At 69.0% G+C, this 17,930-nt stretch carries 16 protein-coding genes; 3 read left to right on the forward strand and 13 right to left on the reverse strand.

The genetic code is table 11. The features are described 5' to 3' along the window. The first annotated feature begins 3 nt into the window (after window positions 1-3). Both SK854_RS38860 and SK854_RS38865 read left to right on the forward strand, forming a co-directional pair. Window positions 4-993 carry an alpha/beta hydrolase gene (locus tag SK854_RS38860; RefSeq protein WP_319980146.1) on the forward strand — a complete coding sequence of 330 codons (990 nt, stop codon included), beginning with the start codon at window positions 4-6 and terminating at the stop codon, window positions 991-993. Between the two features lie 13 nt (window positions 994-1,006). Continuing rightward, complete coding sequence (locus SK854_RS38865; protein ID WP_319980147.1) at window positions 1,007-1,330, forward strand: MGMT family protein; 324 nt, start codon at window positions 1,007-1,009, stop codon at window positions 1,328-1,330. Window positions 1,331-1,856: 526 nt separating this feature from the next. Here the strand turns inward: SK854_RS38865 and SK854_RS38870 are convergent. From SK854_RS38870 to SK854_RS38920, 11 genes are all read right to left on the reverse strand, one after another. Next, entirely contained in the window at window positions 1,857-2,543 is a 687-nt protein-coding gene (locus SK854_RS38870) for a sirohydrochlorin chelatase (RefSeq protein WP_319980148.1), read from the reverse strand. Continuing rightward, a complete protein-coding gene (locus SK854_RS38875; protein ID WP_319980149.1) occupies window positions 2,495-3,586 on the reverse strand; it encodes a uroporphyrinogen-III synthase in 1,092 nt (363 codons plus the stop codon). The genes SK854_RS38870 and SK854_RS38875 overlap by 49 nt, the downstream gene beginning before the upstream one ends. After that, on the reverse strand, window positions 3,583-3,894 hold the full coding sequence (gene nirD / locus SK854_RS38880) for a nitrite reductase small subunit NirD (RefSeq protein ID WP_319980150.1): 312 nt from the start codon (window positions 3,892-3,894) through the stop codon (window positions 3,583-3,585). The genes SK854_RS38875 and nirD overlap by 4 nt, the downstream gene beginning before the upstream one ends. Next, on the reverse strand, window positions 3,891-6,347 hold the full coding sequence (gene nirB, locus SK854_RS38885; RefSeq protein ID WP_319980151.1) for a nitrite reductase large subunit NirB: 2,457 nt from the start codon (window positions 6,345-6,347) through the stop codon (window positions 3,891-3,893). Before nirB ends, nirD begins: the two co-directional genes overlap by 4 nt. A gap of 111 nt (window positions 6,348-6,458) precedes the next feature. Beyond that, window positions 6,459-7,763 (reverse strand): nitrate/nitrite transporter, encoded by a 1,305-nt coding sequence (locus tag SK854_RS38890; RefSeq protein ID WP_319980152.1) that lies wholly within the window; start codon window positions 7,761-7,763, stop codon window positions 6,459-6,461. 97 nt (window positions 7,764-7,860) lie between these two features. Then, the gene (locus tag SK854_RS38895; protein ID WP_319980153.1) at window positions 7,861-9,276 is read right to left on the reverse strand and encodes an FAD-dependent oxidoreductase; all 1,416 of its coding nucleotides are present in this window, start codon (window positions 9,274-9,276) and stop codon (window positions 7,861-7,863) included. Next, entirely contained in the window at window positions 9,273-11,192 is a 1,920-nt protein-coding gene (locus SK854_RS38900; RefSeq protein ID WP_319980371.1) for a molybdopterin oxidoreductase family protein, read from the reverse strand. Before SK854_RS38900 ends, SK854_RS38895 begins: the two co-directional genes overlap by 4 nt. Before the next feature lie 105 nt (window positions 11,193-11,297). Continuing rightward, window positions 11,298-12,095: a TIGR02569 family protein gene (locus tag SK854_RS38905; RefSeq protein WP_319980154.1), complete on the reverse strand. Its 798-nt coding sequence runs from the start codon at window positions 12,093-12,095 to the stop codon at window positions 11,298-11,300. Between the two features lie 133 nt (window positions 12,096-12,228). Next, the gene (moeZ, locus tag SK854_RS38910) at window positions 12,229-13,401 is read right to left on the reverse strand and encodes an adenylyltransferase/sulfurtransferase MoeZ (protein ID WP_319980155.1); all 1,173 of its coding nucleotides are present in this window, start codon (window positions 13,399-13,401) and stop codon (window positions 12,229-12,231) included. Between the two features lie 79 nt (window positions 13,402-13,480). Then, window positions 13,481-14,473, reverse strand: coding sequence for a DUF3152 domain-containing protein (locus tag SK854_RS38915; RefSeq protein ID WP_319980156.1), 993 nt, complete (start codon window positions 14,471-14,473; stop codon window positions 13,481-13,483). A 40-nt stretch (window positions 14,474-14,513) separates the two neighbouring features. Beyond that, complete coding sequence (locus SK854_RS38920; protein WP_319980157.1) at window positions 14,514-15,467, reverse strand: alpha/beta fold hydrolase; 954 nt, start codon at window positions 15,465-15,467, stop codon at window positions 14,514-14,516. 126 nt (window positions 15,468-15,593) lie between these two features. Here SK854_RS38920 and SK854_RS38925 point away from each other — a divergent pair, with 126 nt between their 5' ends. Beyond that, entirely contained in the window at window positions 15,594-16,223 is a 630-nt protein-coding gene (locus SK854_RS38925) for a TetR/AcrR family transcriptional regulator (RefSeq protein ID WP_093602306.1), read from the forward strand. A gap of 39 nt (window positions 16,224-16,262) precedes the next feature. On the opposite strand, the gene SK854_RS38930 is transcribed toward SK854_RS38925, so the two are convergent. Both SK854_RS38930 and SK854_RS38935 read right to left on the reverse strand, forming a co-directional pair. Then, on the reverse strand, window positions 16,263-17,045 hold the full coding sequence (locus SK854_RS38930; RefSeq protein ID WP_319980158.1) for an alpha/beta fold hydrolase: 783 nt from the start codon (window positions 17,043-17,045) through the stop codon (window positions 16,263-16,265). Next, on the reverse strand, window positions 17,018-17,905 hold the full coding sequence (locus SK854_RS38935; protein WP_319980159.1) for an AurF N-oxygenase family protein: 888 nt from the start codon (window positions 17,903-17,905) through the stop codon (window positions 17,018-17,020). The genes SK854_RS38930 and SK854_RS38935 overlap by 28 nt, the downstream gene beginning before the upstream one ends. Between the last annotated feature and the right edge of the window lie 25 nt (window positions 17,906-17,930).

The raw sequence follows: 17,930 nt of genomic DNA on the forward strand, positions 1-17,930 counted from the left end.
CCCATGCGTTTCCGCAGGCTCACCGCCGCGGCTCTGCTCGCCACCGCAACCCTGTTAGCCCCGCTCCAGGCCAACGCCGCCACGTCCTGCCAGGACGTCGCCTATCCCGTGCGAATCGGCCTCACCCCACTGGTGACCTCGCAGGAGACCATGGCGGGCAGGCTCTGCGTCCCGGCGGGCGCCACCAAGGTGCAGGTCCTGATCCCGGGCGGCACCTACGACCGCACTTATTGGGACGTCGGCTTCGAACCGTCGACCCACTCGTTCACGCAGTCCCAGAACAACGCGGGCTTCGCCACCCTCGCCCTGGACCGCATCGGCACCGGCAAGAGCTCCAAGCCCCTCAGCGCCTTCGTGACGGCCACGACCCAGGCCAGCGCCGTCCACCAGGTCATCGCCACCCTGAAACCCCGCTTCAGCAAGGTGATCGTCGCCGGCCACTCCATCGGCTCCGCGATGGCGATGATCGAGGCAGGCACGAACCGCGACGTCGACGGCGTCCTGGTCACCGGCTTCACGCACAAGATGAACTACATAACCGTCGTCCCGGTGCTGGCCAACATGATCCCGGCGGGCCTGGACCTCGGCTACCTCACCACGATGCCGGACACCCGCTACAACTCGTTCCACAAACCGGGCCCGCTGGTCCCGGGCTCGATCTCGTTCGACGAGGCCACCAAAGACGTCTTCGCCGCAACCGAGGCCGTGGACACGATCCTGCTCAACACGGTCGTCATCCCGATCTCGCGCAACATCAACGTCCCGGTCCTCATCGTCGTGGGCAACGACACCCACTTCTGCAGCTCCGGCCTCCCGCTGATGGGCAGCGACTGCTCCTCCCCAGCCGCTCTGAAGGCGGATGAGGCCCCGTTCTTCCCAGCAGTCCCCCGCCTGGACACTTACGTCCTCAACGGCTACGGCCACTCCATCAACTACGCCCCGAACGCCCCCGACTACCACGCCGCCGTCGCCAGCTGGTCCAAGGGCATCTAGCTAGAATCACCGCATGGACGAAGAGATCCACGAGCGAGTCCGCGAGTTCATCAAGGCGATCCCACGCGGACGAGTCGCCACGTACGGCGACATCGCAGATCTCGCAAAGGCGCCGTCGCCACGGCTGGTAGGCCGCATCCTCAACGAGGACGGCCACGACCTGCCGTGGCAACGCGTGCTCAAAGCCGACGGCACCTGCGCCCAGCACCTCCGCGACACGCAACTCCAAATGCTGCACGAAGAGGGCGTCCCGAACCTCGACGGCAAGGTGAACCTGCGGGAGTACCGCTGGGAGGACGCCCGCAAGGAGGAGCCCGAGGTACCGGGCCTCTGGTAGAGGCCTCAGGCGGGCCCGAGGCGGGGCCGAGGCCGGGTTGAGACGAGGCGGAGCGATCCCCTCACAAGGTGCTACCCGCACGACCCACGTGCCCACCCCGCAAGGCGACGCGAGCACGGCAGGCGCCCCCTCCGCTGGAACGCGACGACCGCCCGCACGGCCGAGGCCCGCCAACGCAAAACGACCCGCGCGGTGCCAACAGGCGCGGCCCCACAAAAGCAACCACGTACGAAGCCTGGCGCGGCGATGCGAAGCGAGCCGTCCGAACCTCTGCCGCCTGGGTAGCGGTGCACCCAGCTATAGGCTCAAGGTCAAGCCCCAATCGCAACCCCGCACTTCGTCACGACCCGCGCGCCCACCCCTCGCAAGGCGGCCACTCGCACGGAACGCGACCAACCCCGCTGGAACAGGAACGGCCCGCACGCAACCGGCACCCGCAAGCACAAGCCGACCCGCGCAAGCGAAACTCAATCCCTGTCAAACCGTCCAATGGAACAGTTCCATTGAGGCCGTTCCCAACCACCCCTCATGCTGTTCGCAGCAAAACCGCCCGAGCCTCGTAGTACTTGCGCAACAAAGCATCGACCACAAGAGGATGCGCCCCGACCGGTTCGGAAACCACATCCGCACCGCACTCGGCGAGCGACCCGTGGAATGCCCCAGGTGCCAAGAGCCACGAGGCAACGGCCACGCGACGCCCCCGCAGCCCGGCAACGACGTCGGGCACGCGGGGCGTCGCGGTCGCCACATACCCAACGGCAGAAGCCCCGATCAACGCAGCCGCGGCACGCACGGTCGCCAACGCCCGCGCATCAGACGATCCCGCCGCGGCGAGCACTACTGCATCGCCGCGGCGGACACCTGCCTCCCGCAACCGATCGCGCACAGCCGGCACCGCGTCCAGCCCCAACGGCGACGTCAGCACCACCCCAGGCCGCCGCCCGATCTGCGCGGGGATGTCCACACGAACGTGATACCCGGCAGCCAGGAACACCGGCACCACGACACAGGGCCCGTCCACAACGGACCGAACGTCAGGCTGCACCACGTCCGCGAACGCGACCTCCACCGGAACGTCCACCGAAGGACGAACCAAGGCAGCGATCTCCGAACACACCGCAATCCCGCGAGGATCACGCGTCCCATGAAACGCCAGCACAAGTTTCACGCAGGCTCCATCGCAAGCCGGTAACCACGTTTCACCACAGTGCACACCATCTGCGGAGACCCCAGAGCGGTCCGCAACCGCCCGATCGCAGTCTCCACAGCATGCTCCTCGCCACCAGAAGGCAGAGCAGCCAACAACTCCTGGCGCGAAACCACCCGCCCACGAGCGGCGACCAAGGTCCGCAACACGGCCATCGGCGCAGGAGCGACAGGCCGCAACTCACCGTCGATCACCACGGCCTGAGCCCGCATCTCCATGTCCAGAGAAGCAATCCGCAACCGCAACGCCCGCGAAGGCAACTCCAGAGCCAACTCCCGGACCATCGACCCGATCCGGGACCGAGCAGGCTGCACAACGGGAATCCCAGCAGCCACCAACGGCCCAGCGGTGATCGCACCGACCCCCACGACCAGAACATCCCGACGCAGACAAGAAACCAAAGCCCCGTGATCGGGAGCCGTCCGCAGGACGGAAGAAGCCGCAGGCGCCGAGGTGAACGTCAAAGCATCCACCTGCCCCGCCATCACAGCCTCGATCAACCGCTGCAACGGACCGAGATCAGCCGGTGGCTCCCACCGATAAACAGGAATCTCGACGACTTCGGCCCCAGCAGCCGCCAAGGTGTTCACGAAGTCCGGCAGCGGCTCACCGTGCAACTGCACAGCAACCCGCTTACCGGACACCCCCATCCGCAACAGGTACTGCAACAGCTCGGCGTTCGACTCGGACGAAGGCGACCAGGCCTCGACCAGCCCGGCCGCCCGAACCGCCCCCTTGGCCTTGGGGCCGCGCGGCAACACCACAGCGCCTTCCAACGCCCGGTGCAACCGCCCGGCCAGCCCCCACCCCTCGGCAGCCTCGAACCACCCGCGGAACCCGATGGCCGTAGTAGCGACGACAACGTCGACAGGCGACGCCACGAGCTCCAACGTCGCCGCGTGCAGGGTCGCGTCATCAGGCAGAGGCACGATCCGCAAGGCAGGCCCGTGCAACACCGAAGCACCCTTGCGCTCCAGCATCGCGATGAGCTCATCGGCACGGCGAGCCGCCGTGACGCCGATGGTGAAGCCCGCCAAAGGACCCGTCATGTCAGCTCCACGACGCCGTCGCGCACTCGCACTTCATGCACGGCAACGGAAACGGACGGCTGGTCCAGGCACTTGCCGGTCGCCAGCTCGAACGCCTGCTTGTAGACCGGCGACACCACGACGGGAACGCCGCCGCGGTCGCCCACGATGCCCCGTGACAACACCGCGGCCCCGCTGAACGGGTCGATGTTGTCCAACGCGTGCACGGAGCCGTCAGCGGTCAGGAACACCGCCACTTGAGAGCCGTCCGGCAGCAACGCCGCGACACCCTGTTCCGGACGCAACACACCAAAGTCACAGACGATCACCTGACGACCTCCGGGATGCCGAGTTGAACGGGGACGCGCTGACCACGCTCGGAACGGAACTCGATCGTGGGGTCAGGAGTGCCGGGGGCGTTGACGAACGACGTGAAGCGAGCGAGCTTCTCCGGGTCCTCGAGCACCCCGCGCCACTCGTCGGCGTAGTCGGAGACGTGCTCCGCCATCGCCGCTTCCAGGTCCTCGCAGATGCCGAGCTTGTCGTCGACGACGACCTCGCGCAGGTGGTCGAGACCGCCGTCGAGCCCCTCCAACCACACCGAGGTGCGCTGCAGCCGGTCCGCCGTGCGGATGTAGAACATCAGGAACCGGTCGATGATCCGAATCAGCTCCGCTGTGTCCACATCGGACACCAGCAGGTCCGCGTGCCGGGGCGTGAAGCCACCGTTGCCGCCGACGTAGAGGTTCCAGCCGTTCTCGGTGGCGATCACACCGAAGTCCTTGCTGCGGGCTTCGGCGCACTCGCGGGCGCACCCGGAGACGGCCGACTTGAGCTTGTGCGGCGACCGGAGGCCCCGGTAGCGCAGCTCCAGCTCGATGGCGAGCCCGACCGAGTCCTGCACGCCGTAACGGCACCAGGTCGTGCCGACGCAGGACTTCACCGTGCGCAACGCCTTGCCGTACGCGTGCCCGGACTCGAAGCCCGCGTCCACCAACCGGCGCCAGATCTCCGGCAGCTGGTCGACGGTCGCGCCGAACAGGTCGATGCGCTGACCGCCGGTGATCTTCGTGTAGAGACCGTAGTCGCGCGCCACTTCGCCGATGACGATCAGCTTCTCCGGCGTGATCTCGCCGCCGGGGATGCGCGGCACGACCGAGTACGTGCCGTTGCGCTGCAGGTTCGCCAGGAACCTGTCATTGGTGTCCTGCAACGAGACCTGAGCCTCGCCGAGGATGTGCCCGTTGTTCAGCGACGCCAGGATCGACGCCACCGCCGGCTTGCAGATGTCGCAGCCGCGGCCGCTGCCGTGCTTCGCGACCAGGTCGCTGAAGGTGGTGATCCGGGTGGCACGGACGATCTCGAACAGCTCCGCCCGCGAGTGCGTGAAGTGCTCGCACAGCGCTTTGGACTGCTCGACACCGCAGTCGGTCAGCAGCTTCTTGAGCATCGGCACGCACGAGCCACAACCCGTGCCCGCCTTGGTGCACGCCTTGAGCTCCGCGACATCGCAGGCGACACCGGACTGAATCGCGTCGGTGATCGTCTGCTTGGTCACCGCGTGACACGAGCAAACCTGCGCATCCGCGGGCATCTCGACGTCGACGGCCCCGCCCGGCTGCAGCAGTGCCGCCGGAACTTCCTTGCCCACCAACGGCCGCAGCGACAAGTAGGACGACGCGTCACCGACGAGCACGCCACCCAGCAGGGTCTTGGCGTCATCCGACACCACGAGCTTGCTGTAGGTGCCGGCGACCGCGTTGTTGACCACGACCTCCAGCGCGCCCTCGGTCTGGGCGTGCGCGTCACCAAACGACGCCACGTCCACCCCGAGCAGCTTCAGCTTCGTCGACATGTCCGCACCGGGGAACACCTTGGAGCCGCCGCCGAGCTGGTCCGCGACGGCCTCCGCCATCGCGTAGCCGGGAGCCACGAGTCCGTACGTCACACCGTCGACCGCAGCGCACTCGCCGATCGCGAACACCCGCGGATCGGCGGTCCGGCAGGCGGCGTCGACCAGGTAGCCGCCGCGCGGCCCCAGCTCCAGCCCCAGCTCCAGATCGGTGCGCGGCCGGATACCCGCGCTGAACACCACGACGTCGAGGTCCAGCTCGACACCGTTGGCCAGCTTGGCGATCAACCGCGTGCCGTCGCGTTCGATCGAGGAAGCCGAGGTGCCGGTGTGCACGGTCAGGTCGAGCTTCTCGACCAGCCGCTTCAGCAGCCCGGCACCGCCCTCGTCGACCTGGATCGGCATCAGCCGCGGCGCCATCTCCACGACGTGCGGCGAGACTCCCATGCCGCGCAACGCGTTGGCCGCTTCGAGCCCGAGCAGACCACCGCCGAGCACCATGCCGGAGTGCCGTCCAGGCCGGTCGGCGGCCTCGATCGTCGCCCGGATGTCGTCCAGGTCGTCCACCGTCCGGTACACGTGGCAACCGGGCAGGTCGCGACCGGGAACGGGCGGCACGAACGGCACCGAACCGGTGGCCAGCACCAACGCGTCGTACGTGACCTCGACACCGGACGCACCGACCACGACGCGACGTTCCCGGTCGACGGACACGACCTTCTCGCCGAGCCGGATCTCACAGCCGCTCAGCGGCGTGAGCTCCAGATCGGCGAAGGTCCAGCTGTCCACATAGGACGACAGTGCGACGCGGTCGTAGGCGGGGCGGGTCTCCTCACCGAAGACCACGATCCGCCACGAGGAGTCACGGAGGATCTCAACGAGCCGGTGGCCGACCATGCCGTTGCCGATCACGACCAGGGTCTGGGTCATCGGGCATCCCTCCTTCGCCCGGTATGCTCACCGGGCGGCGTGTCATCCCAAGGTCCGCAACATTTCGCGGTTGTTAAAGGAAACTCTCTTCGCAGTTCAGCGCGGTGTGCGTCACACGCCGGCGTAGGCGAGCGAAGGACGCTCCGCGAACACGTTGCGCCGCAGGTAGAACCACCACGTGGTGCCCACGCAGAGCCCGTAGAAGACCAGGAACGCGGTCAGCGCGGGCGTCAGGCTCTTCGAAGCCCCTTCGAGCGAGAACTTGAAGACGAGGTTCACCAGCACGCCACCGGCCGCGCCGATCGCACCCGCGATGCCGACGACGGCGGCGGCCTGGCGCTTCGCGGACTTGTCGTCGTCGGACTGGGTGCGGAAGATCGCCGGAATCATCCGGTAGGTCGAGCCGTTGCCCACTCCGGCCAGCACGAACAGCGCGATGAACGAACCGAAGAACAACGCGAAGTTCCGCAGGTCGACGCTGAGGATCACGCCGACCGTGCCCAGCCCGAGCCCGACGAACGTGCCCAGCGTCACCTTCGCGCCGCCGATCCGGTCCGCGAGCCAGCCACCGAGCGGCCGGGCCACCGAGCCGATCAGCGCGCCGAGGAACGCGAGCGCCACCCAGCCCTTGTAGTCCACGAAACTGATCTTGATCAGCGACGGGAACGCGAACGAGAACCCGATGAACGACCCGAAGGTGCCGATGTAGAGGAACGACATCACCCAGGTGTGCGGGTTCGACAGGGCGAGCTTGTACGACTGCCCGTCCGGCTTGGCCTGGGTGAGGCTGTCCATGAAGAACCACGCGCAGGCCGTGGCCACCACGATGAACGGCATCCAGATCAACGCCGCGTAGGCGAGGTGGATCCCGGTCCCGATGGTGATCACGATCGGCACGACGAGCTGCGTGATCGCGACACCGAGGTTGCCGCCGGCCGCGTTCAGGCCGAGCGCCAGGCCCTTCTTGCCCTCGGGGTAGAAGAACGAGATGTTCGCCATCGACGACGAGAAGTTGCCGCCACCGAGGCCCATCGCGGCCGAGGTGAACAGGAAGAACCAGTAGGGCGTGCCCGGCGTCGACACCGCGTAGGTGAGCATCGCGCACGGAATCAGCAGCAGCCCTGCGCTGATCGTCGTCCACAGCCGGCCGCCGAAGCGCGGCACCGCGAACGTGTACGGCACCCGCAACGCGGCACCGACCAGGTTCGGCACGATCAGCAGCCAGAACTGCTGGCCGACGCTGAAGGCGAAGCCGACGGAGCCGAGGCTCACGACGACGATGCTCATCAGCACCCAGACGCTGAAACCGAGGTTCTCCGCGAGAATGGAGAACGCGAGGTTCTTGCGGGCGATCCGCTTGCCCCTGCTCTCCCAGAACTCGGGCTTCTCCGGCTCCCAGTGGTCGATCCAGCTCATTGAAGTCCTCCGCGGGGTCGGCGTTGCCGGGAAACCTAAGAAACGCGCGTTACCAGGGCGCTCTGGCCGATGACGGCGGCGGCAACTCCACCGCACATCACGCCGGGGCGGGCTGTGAGGCCCCGAGCCAGTCGATCAGTCCGCACACCGCGTCCTTGCAGCCACCGCACCCGGTCGTCGCGCGAGTGGCCTCCGCGAGCTGCGGCAACGACTCCGCGCCCGCCCGCCAGGCCGACACGATCTGTCCTTTGGAGACGGTGTTGCACCGGCAGATCACCGCACTGGACGGCAGGTCGGCCGGTGACGCGGCCTCGGCGGGCAGCGCCCTGCCCAGCAACAACGCCAGGCGGTCGGTCGGCGCGGGAATGCCCCGGTCGTAGAGCTGGGTGATCGTGGCGGCCGCGTCCGGCGCGCCGAGCACGATCGCGCCCGTCACCCGGTCGTCGCGCAGCACGAGCTTCGCGTACCGGCCGCGCGAGGGTTCCTGGAAGCACAGGACCTCCGAGTCAGGGCAGTCGACGTCGGTGTGCACGTCGCCCAGCGCCGCCAGGTCGACGTCCCGGGCCTTCAGCCGCGTCACGACGGAGGTCCCCCGGTAGCGGGCGGCCGGGTTCGCGCCGGTCAGCCGGTCCGCGAGCACGGCTGCCTGGTCCCACGCGGGCTGCACCAGTCCCGACACCGTGCCGGGATGCTGGGCGCAGTCCCCGATCGCGTGGATGCGCGGGTCGCTGGTGCGCAACGCGTCGTCCACGACTATGCCGCGATCGACGGTCAGTCCCGCCTTCACCGCCAGCGACGTCTCGGCGCGCACACCCGCGGACACCACGACGAGTTCGGCGGGAACGTGGGTGCCGTCGTCGAGGATCAGGCCGTCGCCGGGGAGGTACTTGGCGGCCATGGCGTTCAGCCGGAACTCGATGCCGAGCTTGCCGAGCGTGCGGGCGAGAACGCTGCCGGCGCCGGGGTCGAGCTGGCGTTCCATCAGGTGGCCGACCGGGTGCACGACGGTGACCAGGCAACCGCGTCCGGCCAGGCCACGCGCGGCCTCGATGCCGAGCAGGCCGCCGCCGAGCACCGCGACGGGTGCCCCCTTGTGGGCCTTGGCCTCGATCTCGGCGCAGTCGTCGAGGGTGCGGAAGGCGACGACACCGGGGGCGAGCTTGCCGTCCTCCACCAGGCCTTCGGCGGGCGGCACCCAGGGAACGCTGCCGGTGGCGAGAACCAGTGAGTCGTAGGGAATTCCGTCGATCGTCCGGCCGGCGCGATCGATCTCGCGCACCTGGATCCCCAGCCGCAGGTCGATGTCGTGGTCCGCGGCCCACCTGTCGTCGTGCAGCCGCGTCGACTGCGGCGTCATCGAGCCCGCCACGACGGTCGACAGGAGCACTCGGTTGTACGCGGCGTGCGGCTCGGCGCCGATCACGGTGATGGAGATTTCGGGGTCCCGCCGGCGCAACTCGTCCGCCAGCCGCGCCCCTGCCATGCCGTACCCGACGATCACTACTCGCCTCATGCCGGCTCCAATCGCACAGCGCAGACCTTGAACTCGGGCATCCGGCTCGTGGGATCGAGCGCGGGGTTGGTGAGCAGGTTCGCCCGGCCGTCACCGGGAAAGTGGAACGGCAGGAACACCGCGTCGGCGCGCATGCTCGGCACGCACCGGACGACCGCCGTCACCGTTCCCCGCCGGGACACGACGTGCGCGGACTCACCGGAGGCAAGCCCAGCCCGTGATGCCGTGTCGGGGTGCACCTCCACGTACATCTCGGGAACGGCCGCGAGCAGCTCGCCGATCCGCCGCGTCTGCGCCCCCGACTGGTAGTGCTGCAGCACCCGTCCGGTGGTGGCCTGCAACGGGAACTCCTCGTCCGGCGGCTCGGCGGGGCCGCGGTGGTCGACGGGGATGAACCGCGCCAGGCCGTCGGGATGCGCGAACTCGTCGAGGAAGAGCCTCGGTGTGCCGGGATGATCCACCGACGGCACCGGCCAGTGCAGCTGCTCGGACTCCAGCCGCTCGTAGGTGATGCCGGAGTAGTCGGACAGACCGCCGGCAGACGCCCGGCGCAGCTCCTCGAAGACCTCGACGGGCGCGACGGGGAACTTCGAGCCCACGCCGAGCCGTGAAGCCAGTCCGTGCAACAACTCCAGGTCGCTGCGGACACCGGGAGGCGGGTCGAGTGCCTTGCGGCGCCTGATGATCCGGCCTTCGAGGTTGGTCATCGTGCCGTCTTCCTCGGCCCACTGCGTCACCGGGAACACGACGTCGGCCATCGCCGCGGTCTCCGACATCACGAAGTCCGCCACCACCAACAGGTCCAGCTCCTTGAAGCGGTCGACGACACCGGACGCCCGCGGCGCGGACACGACCGGATTGCTGCCGAACACCAGCATCGCCTTGATGTCGTCCGCCATCAGCAGCTCGTAAGCGCTGCGCCCCGGACCGGGCAGCCACGACACGTCCCAGACGTCCATGACGTGCTGCCGCGCAACGGGATCGTCGATCTTGCGGTAGCCGGGCAACTGGTCGGCCTTCTGGCCGTGCTCGCGCCCGCCCTGGCCGTTGCCCTGCCCGGTCAGGCAGCCGTACCCGGAACCTGCCCGGCCGGGAAGTCCCAGCGCCAGCGCCAGGTTGATCCACGCCGAGACGTTGTCGGTGCCGGACGCGTGCTGCTCGGTGCCGCGCCCGGTCAGCACGTACGACCGCCCGGCCAGCATGTGCACCGCGGCGCGCTGGTCGGCGGCGGACACGCCCGTCACGCGTTCGACGCGCTCGGGCCACCAGCCGGCCGCCACCCGCCACGCCTCGTCGAAACCCGAGGTCCTGGAGGTGATGTACTCCTTGTCGATCACGCCCTCGATGACCGCGGTGTGCAGCAACCCCAGTGCCAGCGCCAGGTCCGTGCCCGGCGCGGGCTGCAGGTGCAACGTCGCGCGCTCCGCGGTCGGCGTGCGGCGCGGGTCGATGACGATCAGCCGCGCGCCCTCCAGGTGCCGCAGGAACGGCGGCATGGTCTCGGCCGGGTTCGAGCCCGCCAGCAGCACCGTGTCGGCGCCGCGCAGGTCGGTCAGCGGGAACGGCAGCCCGCGGTCCAGCCCGAACGCCTTGTTGCCCGCGGCGGCTGCCGAGGACATGCAGAACCGGCCGTTGTAGTCGATCTGCGAGGTCTTCAGGGCGACGCGGGCGAACTTCCCGAGCGCGTAGGCCTTCTCGTTCGTGAGCCCGCCGCCGCCGAACACGGCGACCTCGTCGGGTTCGTAGGAGTTGATCCGCGCCGCGACGAAGTCCAGCGCCTCGTCCCAGGACACCGGCTGACCGTGCAGAAGGGGCGTGGTGAGCCGGCCGGGATGACGCAGGAGTTCCCCCGCCGTCCAGCCCTTCTGGCACAGCCCACCGGGACCAGGGGCCACCTGGCCGTCGATGACGCTCATGGAGCACTGCAGCGCGCAGTAGGGGCAATGGGTCACGCCGCTGACGCTAAGAAGCCCGCGTTAACGCGATGCTCCGCAATGTTTCGTCAGTGGAAAATGGCCCGCTCAGAGCAGGGCCGTCACCTGGTGAGCAGCTCGTTCCAAGCCCGCAAAGGACTGTGGCGTTGACAACGGGTGCAGCGCGTGCACGGCCAGCCGGAACAGCATCGCGCGCACGAGCGCCTGCTCCCACTCGGCCTGATGGCTCCACCGGTGGAACAGGCCGGAGTCGGCGCCGCCCCACGCGACGGCGTCCACGGCGATCACGGCGGCGGCCCACTCGGCGGGACGCCAGTAGGCGGTGAAGTCGATGACGGCCGGCGGCGCGTTGCCCGCGAACAGCACGTTGCCGAACAGGTCGCCGTGCACGACCTGCGGCTTGAGGTTGAGCGGCTTCTGCGCGTCCTTGAGCAGGTCGAACAGCCGGCCGCCGAGGTCGGCGTCGAGCGGCACGTCCTCCTCGCCCCACGCCTTGCGGTCGGCGACGGCGAACACGTCGGTGCGCGCGTCGAGGAAACGGGGCTTGGGCAGCTCGGCCGTGGCCTGGTGCAGGCGCTGGGCGACGGCGATGACCTCGTCGTGACGCGCCTCGGCCCGGCCGGCGAGGAACTTGGTGGCGGACCAGCCGCCGACGACGTATCTGCCGTCCGTGGAACGCAGGGGTCTGCCGATGCGCAGGTGGTGGACGTCCAGACCGTCGAGGGTCTTGGCGATCCAGGTGGCCTCGGCGGGCCTGGGCGCGGGCCTGATCGTGGCGTCGCCGCACCGCCAGGCGGGGCCGCCGTCGATGAGCTCTGGCTCGGCGTCACGTGCCCCGAACGCCGCACGCACGTGCGCTGGGGGCGGTTCGGGGGACCGGGTCACGGCTCGGCACGCTACCTGCTTGGGCCTTCCGGGTGGTGGACGCGAGCACACCGCAATTCGCGCCGCCACCCGAAAAGCCGAAAGGTTGACGGGTGCGTTCGGGCGCTGACACACCCGAAAGCACCCACCACCACTAGTACGTTGGCAGGCTGGGGTCGACCTCGCGGGCCCACGCCAGCACACCGCCGCCGACGTGCACGGCGTCCTTGAAGCCCGCCTTGTGCAGCGCCGCGAGCGCCTCCGCCGAACGAGCGCCGGACTTGCAGTGCAGCACCAGCGGCTTGTCCTGCGGCAGCTCGGAGAACGCCTCCCCGGACAGGATCCTGTCCTTCGGGATCAGCACCGAGCCCGGGATCTTCACGATCTCGTACTCGTGCGGCTCGCGGACGTCCACAAGCAGGAAGTCCTCACCGGACTCCTGCTTGTGCTTGAGCTCCAGGGGCGTGATCGTGTTGCCCGCGGCCGCCTGCTGCGCGTCCGTGGACACGACACCGCAGAACGCCTCGTAGTCGATCAGCTCGGTGATCTTCGGCGACTCCGGGTCCTTGCGGATCTTGATGGTCCGGTAGGACATCTCCAGCGCGTCGTAGACCATCAGGCGGCCCAGCAGCGGGTCGCCGATGCCCGTGAGCAGCTTGATCGCCTCGGTCACCATGATCGAGCCGATCGACGCGCACAGCACGCCCAGCACGCCGCCCTCGGCGCACGACGGGACCATGCCGGGAGGCGGCGGCTCCGGGTAGAGGTCGCGGTAGTTGAGGCCCTGGCCGTCCGGGGCGTCCTCCCAGAAGACGCTGACCTGGCCCTCGAACCGGAAGATCGAACCCCACACGTACGGCTTGCCCAGCAGCACCGCGGCGTCGTTCACCAGGTACCTGGTGGCGAAGTTGTCGGTGCCGTCGAGGATCAGGTCGTAGTCGCGGAAGATCTCCAGCGCGTTCTCGGAGTTGAGGTGCGTCTGGTGCAGGATCACCTTGACGAACGGGTTGATCTCGGCGACCGAGTCGCGGGCCGACTCCGCCTTGGGGCGGCCGACGTCGGACTGGCCGTGGATCACCTGGCGTTGCAGGTTCGACTCGTCCACGACGTCGAAGTCGACGACGCCGAGCGTGCCGACCCCGGCCGCGGCCAGGTACAGCAGTGCCGGGCTACCAAGGCCGCCCGCGCCGACGACGAGCACCTTCGCGTTCTTCAGCCGCTTCTGCCCGTCCACCCCGACGTCCGGGATGATCAAGTGGCGGCTGTAGCGCGCGACTTCTTCCTTGGTCAGCTCCGCGGCTGGCTCAACGAGCGGCGGAAGCGCCATGCTGGTCCTCCTCGACGAATGTCTCCGTGTCCGAGACAACGTCTACCCTGCCTCGACTCTTCCCCGTTGGAAAGCTGTCTCAGCCTGCGGGAAACGCGTTCGGCGTGCACACCTTGCCGTCGGCGGGGACGACGTCCTGGCCCGCGTTGAGCTGCGAGACGAAGTCGTTCGAGACTCCGAACGTCTGCTGCATCATCACGGGGGCGGGCGCGCCGTTCTCCGCGCAGGCCGCGTGGCCGCTGCCCAGGGCGTGACCGACCTCGTGATTGATCACGTAGGTGCGGTATCCGGCCAGGTCAGGGCCGTAGACCATGGCGCCGCGCACCCAGCGGGCGACGTTGATGATCACGCGCTTGGTGCCGGGGTTCCAGCAGGAGGTCTCGAACGGGATCTCCTTGCCGCACAGCGTGTGGGTCGTCTTCGTGGTGGTCAGCGCCACGAAGAAGTCCGGGTTCTGGTTCGCCTCGACCCGCTGCAGCGCGACCTGCTTGGTGCCGACCCAGCTGCGCGGGTCGGACAGGATTCCGTCGATCGTGCGCGCGAACGCGGCCGCGTCGTCGTTGTAGTCGGCGGGCTTCACACCGTCCTCGACGGCGATCGCGTACTTGCGGAACTTGGGCGCGTTCGCCTCGCCGACGCGCGGGCCGTTGCCGGCGATCACCTTGAACGTGCCGACGCCGTCCTGCGAGAAGTCCGGGCCGGCCGGCAACTCGGCGGTGGGGATCTTCAGGTCGGGCTTCTTGGCCGGCAGCTCGGTGGCGGGCACCTCTGGCGTGCTGGGGGGCGTCTCGGCGACGTTCGAGCCGGTGCCACCGATCGCGGGGGTCTTGGGCTGGACCGTGTCGAGCACCACCAGCGCGGTCAGCACGAGAAGCACCGGGATCGCGTAGATCCGCCACCCGTAGTTGGCGACGAGCTTCTTCACGCCGCGGCGCTTGCGCGGCCTTCGCAGGGCCTGCGTGGCCTCCGGTTCCCAGGCGGCCGCGAGCGGTTCCGCGCTGGTCCGGCGCTCGCCGCGACGGTAGCGGTCAGCGGGCGGAGCAGTACGTCCTCGCTCGGGGGCGCGATTCACGTGGTCCAGGGTCCCACATCCCCCGTATGGCCGTCGTTCATCACCATGAGTGTCGATCGACCGCCTCCCACATGCCCAGCACAGCCCTCGCCACGGTGGCGGGCCGTTCCATCTGGGCGACATGGCCGGTCTTGGGAAGCACCAGCAGTCGCCCCTTGGGCAGCGACCGCGCCGTTCGTGGCCCCTTCCGCACGCTGACGAGCCGGTCGTTCTCGCCCCAGAGCACCAGCGTCGGCGCCTTGACCAACGGCAGCAGCCGCCACAGCGACCGCGGACCGGGCGTGAGCCAGCTCTGCATCAGCCCGAACGTGCTGCGGTTGAGCGCCTGCCCCGCCCACTTCTGCCGGGCGCGCTCCTCGTTCTCCCTGATCGACTCCTCGATGCGGTGGTCGGGCACCACGCTCGGGTCGGCGAAGCACAGTTCGAGCATCTGCCTGGTGCGCTGGTGCGCGCTCAGCTTCGCGAGCTCGCGGCGCACCTTCGACCCGATGATCGGCAGGACGGCGAGCGCCATCCGCGGATCGGACATGCGGTCGAGGCGCGGCCTGAGGTCGGGCACGGCCGGCGAGACGAGCGTGAGCGTCCTCACGAGATCCGGCCTGCTCGCGGCGACCATCACGGAGATCGCGCCGCCCATGGAGTTGCCGAGCAGGTGCACCGGCTGTGAGAGCGTTTCCAGGTACTTGATCACCGTGCGGGCGTGCGTGGCGAGACTGAAGTCGTAGCCGGGAATCGGCTCCGACCGGCCGAACCCCGGCAGGTCGATCGAGTAGCCGCTGACATGGTCCTTCAGCTGTGCCGCGAGATCTGTCCAGTTCGTCGCGGACCCGCCAAGCCCGTGCACGTACACGGCCGGCGGCCCGTCGCCAGGGGTGACCCTCACGTGCACCTCGTGGGCGTCGACCTGGTGAAACTCACCTGGCCACGGCGTCTGGGTCTTGTCCAGCGGCGGCAGCGCGACCGTGGACAACGGGGCGGGAATGATGGTGCTCACCGGACCAGGATGCGGGAAAGAACGCCAAGATGGTTCCCGGATGTGGGCTACCAGCGAGTAAGGTTGCTCTCAGCCTCGGTCTGGCAACCCCTCTCCGACGGCCGGATCACTCGTGCTGGAGGCACCATGACGGAGACGGCGCAGAGCGCACCCGCAGGCAGGGGCGTTCGACTGCCGCGCACCGCCCGCCGCGCGCAACTGCTGGCAGCGGCGCAGGACGTGTTCGTCGCCAACGGCTACCACGCCGCGGCGATGGACGAGATCGCCGAGCGCGCGGGCGTGTCCAAGCCGGTGCTGTACCAACACTTCCCCGGCAAGCTGGAGCTCTACATGGCGCTCCTCGAGTCCCATGTGGACGAGCTGGTCGGCCGTGTCCGCACCGCCATCGGCTCCACCACGGACAACAAGCTCCGCGTGCGCGCCGCCGTGGCCGCCTTCTACGACTTCGTGGACGGCGAGGGCCAGGCGTTCCGCATGGTGTTCGAGTCGGACCTGCGCTCCGAACCGTCCGTGCAGTCGGCCGTCGAGCGCGCCACCACGGACTCCGTGGACGCCATCACCGACACCATCACCGCGGACGCCGGGCTCGACCCCGAACGTGCCCGGTTGCTGGCCGTCGGACTCGTGGGGCTGTCGCAGGTCACGGCTCGCTCGTGGCTCGCGGACAACCGGCGGGTGCCGAAGGAGGACGCGGTCGCGCTGATCTCGAACCTGGCGTGGCGCGGCATCGGTGGCGGTTTCCCGCTCCAGCACTGACAACGATGAAAGGGGCCCGCGAGCGCGGGCCCCTCTTCGTCACATCAGTGCGGCTATCCGTCTCGCCACGTCCTCGGACCGTTCCAGCGGCAACATGTGCCCGGTCTTCGGATAGATCACGAACTGCGCGCCCGGCAACGCCTCGGCCAGCACCCGCGAGTGCCGCATCGGCGTGAGCACGTCCCAGGAACCGGCCATCACGACCGCGGGGATGTCCGCCAGCACGGCAAGCGCTTCCCGCCGCTGGTGCAGCGTCAGCTCCTCCCGGATCCCGACGAACGCCGCACCGCTCGTGTTGCCCGCCATCGCCGCGGCCGCGCGCACGTCGGCCCAGCGCGGACGACGCCCGAACGTCACCCGCAACCCCGGCGCGATCAGCCGCCCGAACCCGACCTTGGGCCGGTTGACCAGCCACTTCCCGGCAATCCGCTCGACACCGCTCTGCCGGGGCAGGTTCCCGCACGACGTCGCGATCAGCGCCACCCCGGACACCCGCGCGAACAGCTCTGGCCGTTGCTCGGCCAGCGCCATGATCGTCATGCCGCCCAGGGAATGGCCGGCCAGCACGATCCGGCCCGTCGGAACGTGCTTCTCCAGCACGGCCGCCAGGTCGTCGGCCAGCTCGGAGATCGTCCCGGTGCCACCGGCCGAACCACCGTGACCGCGCACGTCGTAGCGCACCACCCGGCCAGGCAGTGCGGCGGCGACGCGGTCCCAGGTGGTCAGATCCATGGTCCAGCCGTGCAGCAGGACCGCGGTCACGTCGGAGGGCGAAGTCCCCGACGTGACCACGTTCAGCCGATCAAGAACGAGCGACGCCATGAGCGCATCCCCGGCCTTCCCACGAGTCCGGCCTCGTCGAGGAACGTCATGATCCGCTCGCCGGACCAGCGGATGGTCTCCTGGAAGCGCTCGTTGCCCAGCGCGACCCGGTGCGCCTCGCGCACGTCCAGCCCGACGGCGGCGTACGCGGCGGGGTTGATGATCGCGCGCGTGATCATCATCGACACGTACCCGACCAGCCACTTCTGGTACGGCAGCTCGTAGCCCTTGAGCTCCGACATGCCCCGCAGCAGCTCCTCGCGGGCGAACCGCACGTGCCGCGCCTCTTCCAGCACGTGGATCCGGTTCACCATCCGCACGAGCGGCTGGATGGTGTCGTCGGTCATCGCCTCGCGCTGCAACCGGTCGAGGATCTCCTCCGCGACCAGGATCGAGCCGTACATCGCGGGGCCGTAGCCGATGATCGGCAGCAGCTTGCCCATGCGGTGCGTGTGGCGCGTGGGCCCGTAGGCCGGGCAGCCGATCCGCTCGACCAGGCGCGCGAACATCGTCGAGTGACGGCACTCGTCGGCGACCTCGGTCAGCGCGTACTGGGCGTGCCGCGTGGTCGGGTCGGTGTTGTAGACCATCTTCACGAGCATCTGCATGAGCAGCAGCTCGAACCACAGGCCGACGGACGCGATCGACGCCAGCTCGTGCTTCGACAGCTCGATGCGCTGCTCCTGCGACAGCGAGTCGTAGAGAGGCGTGCCGTAGAGCGAAATGCGCTGTTCAGGGATGTAGAAGAGACCGTCGACCAGAGGTGCGGACCAGTCGATGTCCACCTCGGGGTCGTAGAACTTCTCGGCGGACGACTTGAGGAGCCGTTCCGCTGTCTTCTCCCGATCGGCGACCCTCATCGGTTGCCCTCCCCGGTAGGTGTTA

This window comes from Lentzea sokolovensis, from assembly GCF_033949975.1.
In the GTDB taxonomy this organism is placed as follows: Bacteria; Actinomycetota; Actinomycetes; order Mycobacteriales; family Pseudonocardiaceae; genus Lentzea; species Lentzea sokolovensis.